We start from the raw sequence: 17,758 nt of genomic DNA, 5'->3' as shown, positions 1-17,758 counted from the left end.
TCTGATAATTCCTTTAGCCCACGGCCCGCGTTATTGCAGGCCAGCCTCTGCCCGAATCAAACTGGCCGGGCGCATATCGACCCAGTTAGCCTCAAGATATTTCACACAATCGGCCCGGCTTTGCAGGCCATGAACAATCTCCCACCCTGCCGGGATCGCCGTAATTTGGGGCCACAGGCTGTATTGCTGTTGCTCATTGATCAGCACAAAAAAAGGCAGATCTTCATTATCAAACGGGTTGGTGGGTGTTTCTGTTTCATTGTTCATGGCATAAATGTTCATGGCGTAAATATCCTTATTTTGAATCAGAGGAACCTAATAAACAGTGCAATCCATCAATCAAGCCGCCGCGCCAGCACAAGGCGTCGTGGCCCCCTGAATACACTCGATAATGCAGCCGATGCCCGGCCTGTCGCAGTGCTTCACTCATGGCCTCATTGACTTGATAAATCACATCTTCGCGACGGCCCGCTTCCATAAAGATATCTAATGGATGGTCAGCGCCCACACCTTGATAAACCTGTTCTGTCAGCCAGCCCTGCCGCTCGGCAGTCCCGGCAGTCAGTGCTTTGAAATTGTCGACGTCTGGCCACCAAAAGGAACCTGACTGACTCAGCACACAACCAAAACGCTGCGGCCAATGTAATCCGGCATACAGCGAAGCTAACCCGCCAAAACTCTGTCCGGCGACCAGGGTGCGAGAGGCTTTATCAGTGAAAGGTTGCAGCAAGGCCACTTGTGGCAGTAATTCCGTTTGCAGCGCTTGCCAGAAATCCTGATTACAGGGCAATTCCACTGCGCGATGAGGTTGGTCGATGATGTCGATTAAGACATACACACTGGCAGGCAGACGCCCGGCGTCAGTTTCGCTGTCCAGCACGCCAAATATCGATTGTCCATGCGCCCAATATTGACCATCGAGTAAGATAGCCAGCGGCCGCTCAGTCTTATCTTCGGCACCGAGTGTGTGGTAAATCCACACGTTGCGGCTGTTACCGAGCAACGCACTATTCCAGCTAATCCGTTGCAGCCGTTTTGGGTCCGTTGGGAGTTTTTGGCCCGCATCAATGGGCTGCCAGGCCGTCTGGGGCAAAGCATCGGCTAAATGCACCGCCGAAAGTGGTTTCCCGCGATAGCTGTAATGGGGAGCGGTAGGGTTAAACGGATCGTTTTCAGCGAGATCCATCAATGAGAGCCACCAATTGCGCTGCGCTTGACGGCGCTCTTGTGATGTCCCCTCCGGTAAATTCAAACAGTGTTCTTCAACAACAGGAATAAAGCTGTAGCTGCCCCGGAAATCAGATTCCACTTCTGTCTGCCAATACCAAACATTGCTCTGGCCCAAGCGCTGTAGCGTTTCCGGGTTGGGACTGTGGTGATCTGTCACGCCGTTAACATCAATATAGACGCGGCTATAGGCAGTGCCTCCCGCCTTGACTGGCGGCTCTCGCCAGAGAAACGTTAGCTTCACTTTACCCGCAGCGACTGGCTCCACCAGCGGTGTCCCCCACTGCGCAATCTGCTGCCACCATGACTCACTACCAACCAGAGGGTCGGCTAACAAACGCTGGCTATCAAAATGTTCATTTGTCGTGCTCACACTCAATCCTTTTGATTTCATTGCCCAAGTCTCTGTTCACTACACATTAAGGCACCATTCATCAAGCCAATGTATGTCCACAAGCAACCGAGTTAAATATATTTGTAATTATTATATGAATGCAAATAATATTGAGAACCATTAGCATTTGCAATAAGATAGTGCGTATTCTCTCTTGAGTGCCACTTTATTCCCTTAATATGAGTAAGGGCGGTCTGTGGTGTCGAGAAGGAATTGAATGGGCAGAAAGTTTTCTTATCGCCATACCGGATAATAAATAAACCCAATAGATTTCAATAGGTAGGAACGCGGCAAAAGAGATAATCCCGATGAGCTTACGCAAATATGTGATTCGGTTTATTGAGTGCCACCCACTCCCCTGTAATTTGAAAGATGAAAGGTATAAATCCGAATGGACTCCAGCACTTCTATTATTGTGTTTCTAGGTAGGGATAAATCATGTTTGATATTTCAGGCAAGAAGATGCCAGGGAAATTGCCATTCAGGGCAAGCTATGCATCAAAAACCTTATTATTAACCTCTGCACTAACATTAATACCGGTTCTACCGGCTTTCGCGGCGACCACAGCGAAAGAAGCAACAGCGACAAAAGAAGATAAATTAGTGGTGGTTGCCAAAGCAGGTAGCGGGCAACAAGATGATGGCTTCGTCGCTAAAAATAGCTCAACCGGCACCAAGACCGACACCCCGCTGATCCGCACGCCACAATCTGTTTCCGTGATTACCAGCCAGCAAATGCAAGAGCAAGGTGCGACTTCCGTGGCACAAGCATTGCGTTATACCGCTGGTGTTGTGCCGGAATATCGGGGTGGTTCTAACATGAATGACGAAGTTATCATTCGAGGTTTCGGCTACGCACCGCGTTTCCTGGATGGTTTAAGTTATAACTCGCTGGGTGGCGCACGGCGCGGCGGCCAAATTGATCCGTGGCTGCTGGAGCGCGTTGAAGTGGTTCGTGGCCCAGCATCTGTGCTTTACGGCCAAGTCAACCCAGGTGGCCTGATCAATATGGTCAGCAAACGCCCGACAGCCGAAAGTATTCATAAAGTGCAAGTCGGGGCGGGAAATAAGAGTCTGGCAGAAGCCGCCTTTGATTTTGGCGGTGTGTTGGATGATGAGGGTAAAGTTCTCTATCGCCTGAATGGGATTGGCAGAACACAGGATGATGCGGTTAATACCTATAAGCAGGAGCGTTTTGCCATTGCCCCTGCATTGACTTTCATCCCGAATGAAGACACCACTTTTACCTTGCTGACCAGCTATCAGAAAGAACCCAAAGCTGGCTCACGTAACTTCTTACCGGCCATCGGCACGGTGTTTGGCACCCCCTACGGTAAAATACCTTACGATTTCAACGTCAGCGACCCGTCATTTGAGCAGTCTGAACGCGAGCAAACCTCTGTCGGTTATGCCCTCGAGCATTACATCAATGACACCTTTAAATTCCGCCAAAATCTGCGTTACAGCTACAACAAGCAAGATTACAAATATCTGGTCTTTATGGATTTACTGGCTGATAAGCGCACCATGACCCGCCGTCCGCAAATCGAACGGCAGAACACCGGTGAGTTTGCGGTCGACAACCAGTTACAAGCCGACTTCTGGACTGGACAGTTAAATCACACAGTGCTGACCGGGTTAGATTATAAACGCACCCGTATTGATAGCCTGTTCTATATGGGTAAAGTGCTGCCAGCCTACAATTTGGATTGGGTATCCCCCTCTTATGGCCTGAATATCAAGGACAGTGACCTGTCGCTCAATAGCAGTGATTTAACCAAACTCGATCAGGTCGGGGTTTATTTACAAGACCAAATTGAGCTGGATAAGTGGAATTTCTTGTTGTCCGGGCGCTATGACTGGTCGCAGTTAAAAATCATGAACCGTAAAAGTGTCACGCAAGATCAGCAAGACTCCCACGCCTTTACTGGACGGGCTGGCGTGTTGTATGCCTTTGATTCCGGTATCTCGCCCTATGTCAGCTACAGCACCTCATTTGAACCCAACACCGCTAAAGGCGCGCCGGGAACCGGGGCATTGGATCCAAAAACGGCACGTCAGGTTGAGCTAGGGTTGAAATATCAGCCTCCGGGCAGCAGCACCCTGCTGACCACCGCTTTGTATGATTTGCGGCAGAAGAATATCAGCGAATACGACTCAGCACTGGCCTACAGCGTGCCAATTGGTGAAATCCAATCGCAGGGGATAGAAACCCAGTTAAACAGTGAAATTAACGACAATATCAACCTGATCGCCGCTTATACCTACACGAAAGGCAAAGTACGTGAAACCAAGAACGCCGCTGAATTAGGCAAAATGCCATCACGGACACCCAATCATTCTGCCTCACTGTGGGGAATGTATAGCTTTGATAAAGGTGTGGTCGATGGCTTATCTACCGGCGTCGGCGTGCGGTATATCGGCACCAGTTGGGGCGATGGAAAAAACAGCTTTAAAGTCCCGGCGGTAACACTATATGACTGGATGATGCGCTATGAACTGGGGCAAGCACTGCCCGCCATGAAAGGCACCAGTTTGCAGGTTAACGTCAACAACGTGTTCAACAAAGAATATGTGGCCAGTTGCGCACAAATGGCCGCCTGCTTCTATGGCAGTGGCCGTATAGCGACCGCAACAGTCAGTTATTCCTGGTAAGTTTTCACTTTCAGCCGCGCCGGTAGCCCATACTGGCGCATTTTTTGTCTTGGCGGGATAGGAATTGCTTAAAGAAAAGTAAATTTTCGTCCTCTTGCTGCTGTTATTTTAGCAAAAAATCGAATAAATTCAGCCTAATAACATTTTAGAAACCTTTTATTTTATTCCGTGTAACCGGGCAAAACCATTCTAAAAACAGTGAGATAATCCTATACTCGCTAACAGCATTATTTCATCACACCACTGACTCAGGGTAAAAATGCCAGCATTTAAGGGAATATCACAGCTTATGCATCGGACGCGCGCTTGTAAAAAGCGGCTGTGCGGTATGCTGCTGGTGACCTGCTGGTTTTTCCTGAATACCCAACTGGCAATCGCGGGCCATCAGTGTGATATCGCCCCTGCCGACTCGCCGGTTTTTAGTCAGCATCAAGGGCATTTGCAAGCAGACCCGATGCAACAAATGTTGTCGGCGATGGAAATGTCCCACGGCCCGGCGCAAAACTCCCTGTGTGAAAAACATTGTATCCCCGATTCAGTTCAGTCTGACAGCGGGATGCTGGTGTTGGCAGCATTACCAACTCACACTGAGTTAGTGCTGGCGGATCTCCAACAAGCTCCCCGTGTTCATCGCCTCGACTGGCATATGCCGCCCATTGTCGGGCCCCCCACCGAAATCGTTTTCTGCCGATTTAGAGAATAGATCCAGACAGAGTTAACCACATTTTTCAGGCCGCTTTCACGCGGTGTGTTGTGCTAATTCTATTTTGGAGTTATTCCATGAGTTCCTTATTTAATGCTGTATCCACCACTATTAGTGCCTTATTTTTTGCTGTTATTCTTTTCTCTGCCCCCCTGTTTGCCGCTACTCCGTCGATGGCCGACAACATGCCGATGTCCCATAATCATGGGGCCATGATGGCTGAAAACACCGCCACAGACACCAATAGCTACCACTCTAGCGGGCAAATAAAAACCTGGAATGCCAATAGTGTTTCCATCGCCCACGATGCCATTCCGGCCCTAAACTGGCCGCCGATGACCATGACATTCGATCTGCCGAATAATCGGGTTGCCGCCCCCCTCCCGGTCGGCACGCAGGTCACATTCAGCTTCCGCCAGACTGGACAGGGCTATCAGCTCACCGCCATTTCAGCACAACAACCGTAAGGCGGGAGCCATCATGAATCACTTGAATCACCCTCAGCAGGGGCGGCCCACCGCTGCCTTGCGGATAGGATTGATCCGCCTGTTGCTCGCTGCGGCGTTTAGTTTACCCGCCATGGGCTATGCGGCAGACATCACTCTGGAGCAAGCGCTGGTTTCGGCGGAGCGCTATTCAGCCGAGCTATCGGCTAATCAGCATCAGGTTAATGCGCTAGAAAACATGGCCAGTTCTGCCACCCAACTGCCTGATCCCAAACTGAAATTCGGTATTGAAAACCTGCCGGTGGGGGGCAACAATGGCCGCCGCTTTACCCGCGAGGGCATGACCATGCAGCGGATCGGCATCATGCAGGATTATGTAAGCCACGATAAACGGCAAAGAAAGGCCGATACCCTCAGCGCCGAAGCCCGTAAAACCGCAGCGGGCAGCGAAACCATTCGTGCCCGGCTACAAAGGGAAACAGCCCAAGCCTGGCTGGATTTAGCACTCACCGAGCAAGCGGTGACGGATGCCAGGGTTTTAGTGCAAGAAAGCGAAAAACAGGTGGCGCTGCAACGGGCAGGTGTTGCCAGTGGTGGCGCGTTACCCAGCAGTGTGTTGGATGCGCGCCTGACCCTCTCCGCCATGCAAGACAGGTTAACCACCGCACAACGCGATGTGGCTTTGGCGCAAACCCAACTCACCCAATTAACCGGCATCGAGGTTCAGCACGTCAGTGGCACCTTGCCCAAGTTCTCCCGCTTGCCTGCGGATATCAACGTATTGCGCGATGCTATCAAGCAGCACCCGGAAATTCTGCTCGCCAGCCGCGAAGCGGAAGTCGCCAAAGCGCGTTCGGCACAATCTGCTATTGCAGCCATTCCCGATGTTGGCATTGAAGTTTATTACGCCAAACGCGCCGAAGAGTATGAGGATATGGCGGGGGTCATGGTCACTGTCGATTTGCCGCTGTTCCGCTCACAACGTCAGGATAAAGACTATGCCGCCGACGTCTCGCGCTCCATGGAAGCCAATGATCAACTGACATTATTAACCCGCGACCATCGGGCGCAACTCGACACCTTATTGGCACAATATCACGCCACCCAGCAGTTATGGCAGCGACAAACTGACGAGGTTTTACCGCTGCAAAAACAGCGGGTTAACTTGATGATGGCGCAATATCAATCCAATAAAAGTGATTTAAGCAGCGTGTTGGAGGCCCGCCGCGCCTTGCTCGACAGCCAGCTCAATGCCAGCAATGCCGCCAGAGAATTAGCCCGCACCTGGGCCGCCATCCGTTATCTGACCCCGCAGGAGAGCGCACGATGAAAAAGCTATTTAGCCTGACTTTAGTGGCCGTCGCCGTCATCAGCGGCCTCGGCGGTTATCTGCTCGGGAAACCGACAGCAGATTCTACGCCAGCCGCCAGCGCAAACTCTGACGTCACAGCAGAAAGCGGCCGCAAAGTGCTTTATTGGTATGACCCGATGTCCCCCGGACAACGCTTTGATAAACCGGGGAAATCGCCGTTTATGGATATGGAACTGGTGCCGCGCTATGCCGGTGAAACTGTGGAAGATGGCGGCGTGACAATCAGCGCCCGCCAACAGCAAAATCTGGGGGTACGCACCGCGGCGGCAGAAATGCGCACACTTAACTATCGCCTTACCGGCTACGGCACCGTGGCAACTGACGAACGCAGTGTGCAAGTCATTGCGGCGCGGGCAAATGGCATCATCGAGCAATTATATGTGCGCGCCAATCAGCAGCCGGTCACGAAAAATCAACCATTGGCACAGTTATGGGTGCCAGATTGGAGTGCCGCTCAGCAAGAGTATCTGGCTATTCGCCAATTGGGTGACAGCGCATTGACCGCCGCCGCCCGCCAGCGGTTACAACTGCAATTCATGCCGGAAGAGGTGATTCGCAGTGTCGAAAAAAGTGGTCAGCCGCAAACCCGAGTGACTCTGCGCTCCCCGGCCAATGGCTATGTTAATAAACTGGATATCCGCGCCGGTTCGCAAGTGACAGCGACCCAATCACTGTTCGAATTAGCCAGTCTCGATCAGGTGTGGATCTTGGTCGATTACCCACAATCGCAAGCCAGTTTAGTCACGATCGGTAGTGAAATTGCCGCTACCACCGCCAGTTGGCCGGGTGAAACCTTCCACGGCAAAGTCAGCGAGTTATTGCCCAATATGGATCTCGCGACCCGCACCTTAAAAGCACGCATCACCGTGGAAAACCCGCAACAAAAGCTCAAACCGGGGATGTACCTCAATGTGCAATCGGCACAAACTGCCGCGCTTGAGCCGGTGCTGGCTATTCCACAGGAAGCTTTATTGCTGACGGGCAGCCGCAACACCGTGTTGCTAGCGGAAGGAAATGGTCACTTTAAGCCGGTTGAAGTCAGTGCCGGGCAAACTCAGGACGGCTGGGTAGAAATCAAATCTGGGCTGAGTAATGGCCAGCAAGTGGTGACGTCCGGCCAATTCCTGATTGATTCAGAGGCTAGCTTGCAAAGTGCCCTGCCGCAGATGGCTGATACCCCAGAAACCGAAGCGCCCGCAGTGGAAAACACCGCGCAAGCACCGGCCGATATTTACTCAGTACAGGGGGAAGTCAACGCCATTAATGGCACCACAATCACCTTATCTCACGGCCCGATAGCCGCGTTGAAATGGGGCGCGATGACCATGGATTTCCTGCTGCCACCGGGCAAGTTATCACCGGATATCCACGTCGGCAGTGAAGTCAATTTCACCTTTACGCTGAATGAACAAGGCGCGCAGATCCGCCACATCCAGCCGGTAAAAGCTAATAACAGCACGGATATCCATGGGAGCCACTTATGATTGCCGCCATTATCCGTTGGTCGTTGCGTAACCGGCTGTTGGTGCTGCTAGGCGCGGTGATGATGGCGGCCTGGGGAGTTTGGTCACTGCAACAAACCCCGCTGGACGCACTACCGGATCTGTCGGACACACAAGTGATCATTCGCGTCAGTTACCCCGGCAAAGCCCCGCAAGTAGTAGAGGATCAAGTCACTTACCCGCTGACTACCACCATGTTGTCAGTGCCCGGCGCTAAAACTGTGCGCGGCTTTTCTATGTTTGGCGATGCTTACGTTTATGTATTATTTGATGACGGCACAGATCCCTACTGGGCGCGCTCAAGAGTGCTGGAGTATCTCAGCCAGGTGCAATCCACCCTGCCAGCCGAGGCCAAAGCGGCACTGGGGCCGGATGCCACCGGCGTCGGCTGGATTTATGAATATGCATTAATTGATAGAACCGGCAAACACAGTCTGGCCGATTTGCGTGCTTTACAGGATTGGACACTGAAGTTTGAACTGAAAACCGTGCCCAATGTTTCGGAAGTCGCCAGTGTCGGCGGCATGGTGCGCCAATATCAAGTGGTTCTCGACCCGGAAAGAATGCGGGCGCTGAATCTCTCTCATCAACAAATTGCCAGCGCCATTGCCGACAGTAATCAGGAGGGCGGCGGTTCAGTGCTGGAAATGGGGGCCGCCGAATATATGGTGCGCGCCAGCGGTTACCTGAAAACGCTGGATGATTTCAGGAATATCGTGATAACCGTCCGTGAGGGTATTCCGATTTTACTGTCCGATGTTGCCACCGTGCGCATTGGGCCAGAAATGCGGCGCGGTGTAGCTGAACTGAACGGCGAAGGCGAAGTCGCTGGCGGCATCATCGTGATGCGCTACGGCAAAAATGCGCTGGAAACCATCAATGGCGTGAAAGAGAAGCTCCAACAGATTCAGCGCAGTTTGCCCGCTGGAGTAGAAATTGTGCCGGTTTATGACCGCTCGCACCTGATTACTCAGGCCATCGACAGCTTGTCATTTAAGTTGCTGGAAGAGTTTCTAGTGGTCGCGGTTATCTGCTCGCTGTTTCTATTCCACTTCCGCTCGGCACTGGTGGCTATTATCACCCTGCCGCTGGGGATCCTCGGTGCATTTATTGTTATGCACTATCAAGGGGTTAATGCCAATATCATGTCATTGGGCGGCATCGCCATCGCCATTGGTGCCATGGTGGATGCGGCGATCGTCATGATCGAAAATATGCACAAAGTATTGGAACAATGGCGGCGGGATCACCCCGGCCAAACGCCGGTCAGTCAGGATTACTGGCGTATTTCAGAACAAGCGGCCATTGAAGTCGGCCCAGCGCTATTTTGCAGCTTATTGATTATCACTTTGTCATTTATTCCAGTATTTACCTTACAAGCGCAAGAGGGGCGGATGTTTTCCCCACTGGCCTTTACCAAAACCTATGCCATGGCGGTTTCTGCTGGCTTAGCCATCACTTTAGTGCCGGTATTAATGGGCTATTTTATTCGCGGGAAAATTCCTGACGAAAATGCCAACCCGATTAACCGCTGGCTAATTGCGCTTTATCACCCAGTGTTAACTGCCGTGCTGGCACGACCAAAAACCACATTGGCCATTGCGGGTATGCTATTGCTGGCAACGTTATATCCGCTAAGCCGCTTAGGCAGCGAGTTTATGCCCGCGTTGGATGAGGGCGATTTACTGTATATGCCTTCGACCCTGCCGGGGATTTCGGTGCGCGAAGCCAGCCATTTACTGCAACAAACGGATCGCCTGATCAAAACGGTGCCAGAAGTGGATACCGTCTTTGGTAAAGCTGGGCGTGCAGAAACAGCCACCGATCCCGCGCCACTTACCATGATCGAAACCACCATTCGCTTTAAACCCAAAGATCAATGGCGACCCGGCATGACCATGGACAAATTGATCGAGGAACTGGATGCCACTGTTAAGGTCCCCGGTATTGCTAATCTGTGGGTACCGCCGATCCGCAATCGGCTGGACATGCTGTCTACCGGGATCAAAAGCCCGGTGGGGATCAAAGTAAATGGCAAAAATGTGCAGCAAATTGAGCAAGTTGCACAGAAAATTGAGCAGGTAGTGCGCAAAGTGCCGGGCGTAACCTCGGCGTTGTCCGAACGGCTGGCCGGTGGCCGCTATGTGGATATCGATATCGACCGCAAGCGGGCAGCCCGCTATGGTGTTTCAGTCAAAGAACTGCAATCGCTGGTAGAAACCGTGATCGGCGGGCAAAACATTGGCGAAACTATTGAAGGCCGTGAACGCTATCCAATCAATCTGCGTTATCCACGGGAGATCCGCGATTCGCTGCAAAAATTGCGTGATTTACCGGTCGTCACTGCCAGCGGTGGGCAAGTGGCATTATCCGAACTGGCGGATATCAAAGTGACAGAAGGCCCGCCGATGCTGAAAAGTGAAAATGCGCGCTTATCCGACTGGGTTTATGTCGATTTACGTGGGCGAGATTTGAAATCAGCGGTCACGGATATGCAACAGGCCGTCGCTGAGCAAGTCAAACTGCCGGAGGGGGTCTCTCTCAGTTGGTCGGGGCAATTTGAATATCTGGAGCGGGCAACCGCGAAACTGAAAATTGTTCTGCCAGTCACTCTCATGATCATTTTCGTGCTGCTGTATGTCACTTTCAGTAGTGTCCGGGATGCTGCTTTGATAATGGCGACACTGCCTTTCGCGTTGATAGGTGGGGTCTGGTTGCTTTATGGATTGGGCTATAACTTTTCCGTTGCCGCCGCCGTGGGCTTTATCGCGCTGGCGGGAGTGGCTGCCGAGTTCGGTGTGATCATGGTGTTGTATCTGAATCAGGCGGTGAAAAAACATCAGCGACCCGGTATTGCCATGACGGCCAGTGAGATGAGTGCGGCCATTCACGAAGGTGCAGTATTGCGAGTACGGCCAAAGGCGATGACGGTTGCGACCATTATGGCCGGTTTGCTGCCCATTATGTGGGGAGGTGGCACCGGTTCGGAAGTTATGCAGCGAATTGCCGCCCCGATGATCGGTGGGATGGTGAGTGCACCATTACTTTCGATGCTAGTTATTCCGGCGGTGTATATGCTGCTACATAAAAAAGAGAGCAAACAGCAGTAAACCTTAACAAGTATCATCATCGCCCTCAGTTCTGTCTTGCGGGACTGAGGGTTTTCTTATTGATACCTCATAACTTCTCAGAGCGCCCAGTACACCGGAAGGTCAAATTAATCCGATATGCCCCTGCACTGGGAGAAAACCCAGCTTTAACTGGCAATACACCGTGATAATTCAAACGAGATGGCCCGCCCCACACCACCACATCACCTTCGCTCAATAAGACTTTCTGGCATTTAGCCTCACGGGATGCCCCACCAAATTGGAATACGGCAGGTAGCCCCAACGATACTGAGACAATCGGCTGGCGTAAATCCAGCTCATCTTTATCTTGATGCAAAGATAACTTGGCTCCTACCTCATAGCGGTTAATCAAACAGGCATTGGGTTGAAAATGCAGGAAACCGGCTTGCCGCGCAGCAGAAATCGCCAGTGCCATAAAACTTTCGGGCATCGCGGGCCAGCGCATTTCTGTTAACGGATCAATCGGGCTGTAGCGATAACCTCTCGCATCACTGACCCACCCCACTGAACCGCAATTACTCATAGCAACCGACATCCGGTAACCACCTGGGGTAATCAAATGCCGCAAGGGGGCGACGGTGGTAATGGCGGTTACTTCGGCTAACAATGACGGGGCCTGTTCTGATACAAAATGATGCAAAACCAGAGCGCCTGGGGCTAATTCTTCAACCCAAGGCTCATTGGGTAATTGAGAAAACAGATCCATGGTCATAAGGGCCTCACTTTACCTCAGGCGGTGACATAACTAAGAGTAATATAGTTTACTCTAACTCCAACTCAACTTATCACTGCTTCATTTTTTATCGACTCCCTCTCCCTGGATGGCGGAAAAATATTATATTTAATATATTAAAATTAAAAAACATGAATATAATCAAAAAAACAGAAGAATAGTATAATCATATGACAAAGATTAAATAATAAACAAATAAGAAATGATGATAAGTAATAATAGCAAATCACATATTCAGGCTAAATACCTGCTTGTTAAGCTCAATTGCATCGTGCAAGAATACGCCGCGTAGCTATTTAAAGAAATTTGAGGATTAAAATAAACACAGGAAAACAGCGGATTTATAACTCTGACAATAGCTATTACATGGCGTAACTACACTTTCAATGCACACAACATCAAAGAGAAATACTCACTTAGCGTAAGTCTGAGTTACCCAAGACCTTAAAACACTCAAAAAATAAATATACATCTTACACAGGATAGGTAGCCGCCAATATGGAGATAAATGAGATTGTGTTTAAATTAGAAGGAACAGTGCTATTTTCTCCCACACAACGCTGTTTAAATGGCCCTGGTGGTTCAGTGGTAATGTTAACTGAAAATAATCTGAGATTCTTGCAACTGTTGCTTAACGGCGTCACTGAAAAAGAAAAGATTATTAATCAAGTATGGAAAGAACAGCGCGGGGCTGTTAGTGAAAGCAGTTATTATGGGCAACTTTATATGTTGCGTAAGGCATTTCTTCAGGTAGGGCTGAAGGAATCTCTTATTCATACTATTCCCCGAAAAGGCGTCCGTTATACTGGCTCGGTAAGCCAAGTGACCGTTAGCAACGATTCTGATGAACAGCAAAATAATGACGATATTCAGCAGATAACAACGCTCCCTGAACTACCCCAAATAACTACATCTTCTCTACCAGCAGAGAGTGTCACGCCACGAGTTCCGCTAGCAAACAACAAACAAAGCTTTTTGCAAAGTAACGGCTGGAAAAAGTTGATATCTTTACTCGCTTTTTTCTCTTTCTGTTGGCTCTCATTTCTCTCAGTATTAATCATTATTATCTTATTCAATGGGGATACACCAAATCCTTAATCCTCACACTAAAACCAATATGATTTAAAAAGGTAAAATAATGGTAACAAAAAGGATTCCCCCTCCAGAAAGGTATTTAATAGCTACCACTACGAACGAGGCGAATATAAAAAATATCAATTCGAGTAGTAGCGAGATACCTGCTCTGTTCTTAATTTAAAATCGGGAATAATCCCAACACTTTTAACAAGGAAAATAAATAATGATGAACTTAATCACTAAAGGCTACGTCGCTGCACAAGTTAATGCACAAGAATTTATGAAAGATAAACGTGGCACAGTCATTGAATACGTTATGATCATTGCAGTTGCAGCTTTATTACTGTCCTTAGTGAAAACTGATTTGAAGACTATAGTAGAAACAGCGATGACAGATATAAAAGCACTCGTTAAATAAATATAAATTTACCTCATAAGCACGGTAGCCTGATACTATCGTGCTTACTCATATATCAGGGTAGTATATTGGATATCCTTAACGTATTATTAAATACATTTTTAATATTGCAACTACTGTTCGTCTGCTATAGCGATATCCGTCATCGAACTATTAGCAATAATTTTATTATCACTATCGCTATCAATACAGTGGTCTTAGGTTTGGCTACTCATCAAGCGGTTAATATTATTATTCCCCTCAGTGCATTACTAATTGGCTATATCATATTTTATTTCGATCTTATTGGTGGAGGTGATGTCAAGCTAATCACTGTGTTGTTATTTGCACTAACCACAACGCAGTCGCTGAACTTCATTCTCTACACTGCAATTATGGGCGGCGTAGTGATGATAATAGGTATGTTCGTCAATAGGGAGGATATTAAACAGCGCGGAGTTCCTTATGCTGTGGCTATTTCTGCTGGATTTTTATTGTCGTTTGTCATCTAAAATAGCAAACAGATATTTAAACAAAAAAAGGATATTATAATGAATCGTAAGTTTATTTTATTACTTTCGCTTTTAATTGTCGTAGTTGGCATTATAGGCATTCTGATTAATATCGATAATGATGAAAAAAAACCTTATAACTCATCCGAATTGGACAGTGAAAAAGAAGTCAATATAGCATTGGCACAATCAACCCATGACCTCCCCTCAGGAACAATATTAAGAAGACAAGATTACGCCATAAAAAAACTCTCGGTTAAGGAATCAAGTGAATTAGTTGAAAGTAATATATCGAACAGTACCGACATTAACAGCTACTTATTGAAAGAAAATGTTCTCTCTGGATCTTACCTCACTAAAAACATGCTAATTTCACCTAACAGTGATGAGTTTAATCATCTTATTTTAAAAAAAGGTAATGTTATCTATAAATTTAATTTAAAAAAACAAGATGAGTATTTGCTAGATTCATTAAATATTGGGGATTGGCTTTCATTTCAATTGAGAACCCTTGAGACAGATAAGAGAAAGGGCATGGATAATGGAACCACTATTAATAAAAAAGGTATGAACGATAGACAAAGACAAAGTTACTCACTCAGTAAACTCATCCAAAAAATGGAAATAGTAAGAATAAAAAAGTACTCAGAAAGCGAATTATCAGAAATAAACGGTAAGAATCAAAAGACTGAAGAGACGTTATCTGGTTATATAGAGGTCATTATCAACATGCAGGATCTTGATTTAATCTATCTGGCAGAAGCATCCGGTGACATTATTTTGACACCAAGCATTGACGATGAAAAACATAAATCAAAATACTTACATGATATATTGCCAGAGTTGCGTACAATAAGAGAGTTAAGAGGATGAAAGTAGCCAGAACAAAGTATTTAAACCAGAATATACTGTTTTTTCTATTCATTATTATTTCATGTCAAATAGCAGTAAATAGAGCGAATGCCAAACCAGTTTATTTATCTACTGGGGAATCCTACATTATTAAAACACAAGAGGAAATAGATACTGTTTTTGTTTCTGCTGCAGCTATCGCTGACTATGAGTTAGTGGGTAAAAATAGTATTATTGTTTATGCCAAACAGGAAGGGACGGCAGAGTTTATTCTATTCAATCAGAATAATCAGCCTATTAAAAAATCAGCCGTGTTAGTGAATAATACCATTACCGCCGCGAATAAAAGAATACAAATTGAATATCCTGAAAGTGACATTGAAATTAACAAGATAGGCACCAGCTATATCCTGACAGGAATGGCGGAGTCAGAAGAGGCAAAAGATACTATTGTCAGTATCATTGGTGAAGCCATCGGCAGTAAAAAAACAATAGATACTGATAGCCAATATCTTAATACCCCAGAGTATTATGGGATCATCAATAAAATAAAGCTTATGGGTACTAACCAAGTTAATGTGAAATTGACTATTGCAGAAGTCACCAAAGACTTTAGTGAAAACATTGGAGTAGATTGGAGTACTATAGGGGATTTTTCAGGTTCATTTCAATTAGTTAAACTGAACAGTTTAAATAATTTCAGCGCAAGAGGTATTAGCGCATTAGTCCATGCCATTAATGATGACTCCATAGCCCGTGTTTTAGCCGAACCTAATCTATCAGTATTATCAGGAGAAAGTGCCTCATTTTTAGTAGGTGGTGAGATCCCTATGGTTAATACCACGCAAAATAGCACTGTGATTACTTATAAAGAATTTGGCATAAAACTCAATATCGGAGCCAAAGTTAATGAGAAAAAACGCATCCGCATCATGCTGGATGAAGAAGTAAGTAGTATCGATAAAGTGTTTAATATCGATGGAGGAAATGCTTACCCTTCATTCAGGACTCGTAAGGCTGCAACCACCCTGGAACTAGGTGATGGCGAAAGTTTTATTCTAGGGGGTCTGATCAGCAACTCAGAGCGGGAATCGCTGAAAAAAATCCCATTTATAGGTGATATCCCTATTTTAGGCGCATTCTTCCGCAATGCTGAGACTCGGAAAAACCAAACTGAATTGGTCGTTGTGGCTACCGTGAATTTGGTGCGCCCCGTGTCAGAGAGAGAAGTAGAGCTCCCCAATTTCATGCATACCTCAACACTTGAGCGTTTTTTTAACTTTACTCATATCATGGAAGTAAAAAGAGAAAAAATGGCTAAAGAGTTTATACGCAAAGGAGGATTTATAAAATGAAGTTATTAATAATAAGCGGTCTTTTATTATTTTCAAATTATATTTATGCAGGAAGAACAATTGCCCCTCTGGATAATGATCGTGCATCAGTATTAGTAGTAAAAAATAAACCCATTATAAAAAATGCTAACAGATGCAAAGATAATAGATTTAAAATTCAATATAAATCATGCGACTATAATATTAATGATTACCGCACGGATAAAAATAAAAAAATGGGCTGCGCATCAGATATCAATAGAAAAAACTCCAGAGATAATGGTGACATATGCAATTAATCCTCAACAAAGAATTAATCAATAGAAAAGATAATAAAATAAAAAGTAATATTGTGATTGTATCCACTAGAAAATGGGTGATAGAGAAAGTATCTGAAAAAATACGACTGGCCGACATCAACGATATTAAAGAAATTGATAAAGATATTTTTAATTTATCGACAATTAATACTCCTGAAAAAACTGTCGGTTTTATTATTGATATAGGTAATAATGAGGACGTTGAAAAAACATTAAGTTTGATAAAAAGTAATACACCACGAGACTGTTGGTGCGTATTAGTCGGTGATATTGATTCAATTAGTGTCGCACAGAAATTTACTGAACGAGGAATTTTATACTTAAACGTACAATCACAGTCAATTGAACTAACACAACACTTACTCAAAGGCATTCCAATTGAAATGGAAAGAAAAGCTTTTTTTATCAGCATATTAGGATGTAAGGGTGGAATAGGTACCACACTCCTTAGTTATCATTTTTCTTGTGAAATAACTCAAATAAAAAAATCCCCCACTTTGTTATTACAAGGTAATCAAGGGTCTCAAGATCTTGATCTTGTTACAGAGAAAAAGATGACATCAGAGATAAATGAATATCATAAAAACATTGATATTATGCTATGCAAAGGAAACGAGTTAAGTGATATTGATATTAAAATTGGTAGAAAGCATAATTATATTGTGTTTGACCAATCTATCCATAATTCACCAAAGGAAAAACTAACGGGTTACATAGAACACTCTGATTGTATTATTATATTACTCGACAATAGTATGACATCTGTTCGTGTGGCTAAAGATTTCATTGATATTTATGATCGTTTCAAACGAGATAATAGACAAACCACTCGATTAATAGTTTGTTTAAATGAAAGCAGGCCTATAGCAAAAAATATGTTAAATACATCTGACATACAATCTTTATTAGGTCGTAAGATTGACACACAAATACCATATATATCGAAAACAAAAGAGTCATTAGTTGACAAAAATTATTTTGGCAGAAGCAAAGTAAAGATAATTGATTTAGCCAAGAATACATTAGGTATAAATATTCATTTATCAAAAAATGGTAAATCATGGATAAATAAGATAGCAGCATCACTAAAATAAAAAGGGAAA

Annotated in this window: 16 protein-coding genes; 13 read left to right on the top strand and 3 right to left on the bottom strand. The window is 46.2% G+C overall.

Translation table 11 applies throughout. The features are described from left to right. Positions 1-30: 30 nt before the first annotated feature. Positions 31-282: an MbtH family protein gene (locus DX162_RS08965; protein ID WP_004390079.1), complete on the bottom strand. Its 252-nt coding sequence runs from the start codon at positions 280-282 to the stop codon at positions 31-33. Between the two features lie 13 nt (positions 283-295). Next, on the bottom strand, positions 296-1,600 hold the full coding sequence (gene fes / locus DX162_RS08960) for an enterochelin esterase (protein ID WP_032819664.1): 1,305 nt from the start codon (positions 1,598-1,600) through the stop codon (positions 296-298). Between the two features lie 459 nt (positions 1,601-2,059). On the opposite strand from fes, the gene DX162_RS08955 reads away from it, so the two are divergent. From DX162_RS08955 to DX162_RS08930, 6 genes are all read left to right on the top strand, one after another. Beyond that, entirely contained in the window at positions 2,060-4,276 is a 2,217-nt protein-coding gene (locus DX162_RS08955) for a TonB-dependent siderophore receptor (RefSeq protein ID WP_004390081.1), read from the top strand. Positions 4,277-4,565: 289 nt separating this feature from the next. Further along, positions 4,566-4,979, top strand: a complete 414-nt coding sequence (locus DX162_RS08950; RefSeq protein ID WP_115155855.1) for a hypothetical protein — start codon at positions 4,566-4,568, stop codon at positions 4,977-4,979. Between the two features lie 77 nt (positions 4,980-5,056). Further along, complete coding sequence (locus tag DX162_RS08945) at positions 5,057-5,446, top strand: copper-binding protein (protein ID WP_032819614.1); 390 nt, start codon at positions 5,057-5,059, stop codon at positions 5,444-5,446. 13 nt (positions 5,447-5,459) lie between these two features. Next, positions 5,460-6,755: a TolC family protein gene (locus tag DX162_RS08940; protein ID WP_004390084.1), complete on the top strand. Its 1,296-nt coding sequence runs from the start codon at positions 5,460-5,462 to the stop codon at positions 6,753-6,755. After that, positions 6,752-8,281, top strand: a complete 1,530-nt coding sequence (locus DX162_RS08935) for an efflux RND transporter periplasmic adaptor subunit (protein WP_032819616.1) — start codon at positions 6,752-6,754, stop codon at positions 8,279-8,281. Before DX162_RS08940 ends, DX162_RS08935 begins: the two co-directional genes overlap by 4 nt. After that, positions 8,278-11,409 (top strand): efflux RND transporter permease subunit, encoded by a 3,132-nt coding sequence (locus DX162_RS08930; RefSeq protein WP_032819618.1) that lies wholly within the window; start codon positions 8,278-8,280, stop codon positions 11,407-11,409. The genes DX162_RS08935 and DX162_RS08930 overlap by 4 nt, the downstream gene beginning before the upstream one ends. 67 nt (positions 11,410-11,476) lie before the next feature. Here the strand turns inward: DX162_RS08930 and alkB are convergent, their stop codons facing one another. Next, on the bottom strand, positions 11,477-12,142 hold the full coding sequence (alkB, locus tag DX162_RS08925; protein ID WP_004390087.1) for a DNA oxidative demethylase AlkB: 666 nt from the start codon (positions 12,140-12,142) through the stop codon (positions 11,477-11,479). Between the two features lie 519 nt (positions 12,143-12,661). Here alkB and DX162_RS08920 point away from each other — a divergent pair. The 7 genes from DX162_RS08920 (at position 12,662) to DX162_RS08890 (ending at position 17,749) form a co-directional block, all read left to right on the top strand. Continuing rightward, entirely contained in the window at positions 12,662-13,261 is a 600-nt protein-coding gene (locus tag DX162_RS08920; RefSeq protein WP_004390088.1) for a winged helix-turn-helix domain-containing protein, read from the top strand. A 202-nt stretch (positions 13,262-13,463) separates the two neighbouring features. Beyond that, positions 13,464-13,658: a hypothetical protein gene (locus tag DX162_RS08915; RefSeq protein WP_004390089.1), complete on the top strand. Its 195-nt coding sequence runs from the start codon at positions 13,464-13,466 to the stop codon at positions 13,656-13,658. 68 nt (positions 13,659-13,726) lie between these two features. Then, positions 13,727-14,149 (top strand): A24 family peptidase, encoded by a 423-nt coding sequence (locus DX162_RS08910; protein ID WP_032819620.1) that lies wholly within the window; start codon positions 13,727-13,729, stop codon positions 14,147-14,149. Positions 14,150-14,188: 39 nt separating this feature from the next. After that, a complete protein-coding gene (locus tag DX162_RS08905) occupies positions 14,189-15,022 on the top strand; it encodes a hypothetical protein (protein WP_004390091.1) in 834 nt (277 codons plus the stop codon). Then, positions 15,019-16,356, top strand: a complete 1,338-nt coding sequence (locus DX162_RS08900) for a type II and III secretion system protein family protein (protein ID WP_032819621.1) — start codon at positions 15,019-15,021, stop codon at positions 16,354-16,356. Before DX162_RS08905 ends, DX162_RS08900 begins: the two co-directional genes overlap by 4 nt. Continuing rightward, entirely contained in the window at positions 16,353-16,634 is a 282-nt protein-coding gene (locus tag DX162_RS08895) for a hypothetical protein (protein WP_098081079.1), read from the top strand. Before DX162_RS08900 ends, DX162_RS08895 begins: the two co-directional genes overlap by 4 nt. Further along, positions 16,625-17,749: a CpaE/TadZ family protein gene (locus DX162_RS08890; RefSeq protein ID WP_032819622.1), complete on the top strand. Its 1,125-nt coding sequence runs from the start codon at positions 16,625-16,627 to the stop codon at positions 17,747-17,749. The genes DX162_RS08895 and DX162_RS08890 overlap by 10 nt, the downstream gene beginning before the upstream one ends. Positions 17,750-17,758: the final 9 nt, after the last annotated feature.

The sequence above is a fragment of the Yersinia kristensenii genome (assembly GCF_900460525.1).
GTDB classification, from domain to species: domain Bacteria; phylum Pseudomonadota; class Gammaproteobacteria; order Enterobacterales; family Enterobacteriaceae; genus Yersinia; species Yersinia kristensenii.
The sequence above is the reverse complement of the archived record's forward strand: the minus strand, read 5'-3'. Positions and strand labels throughout refer to the sequence as shown.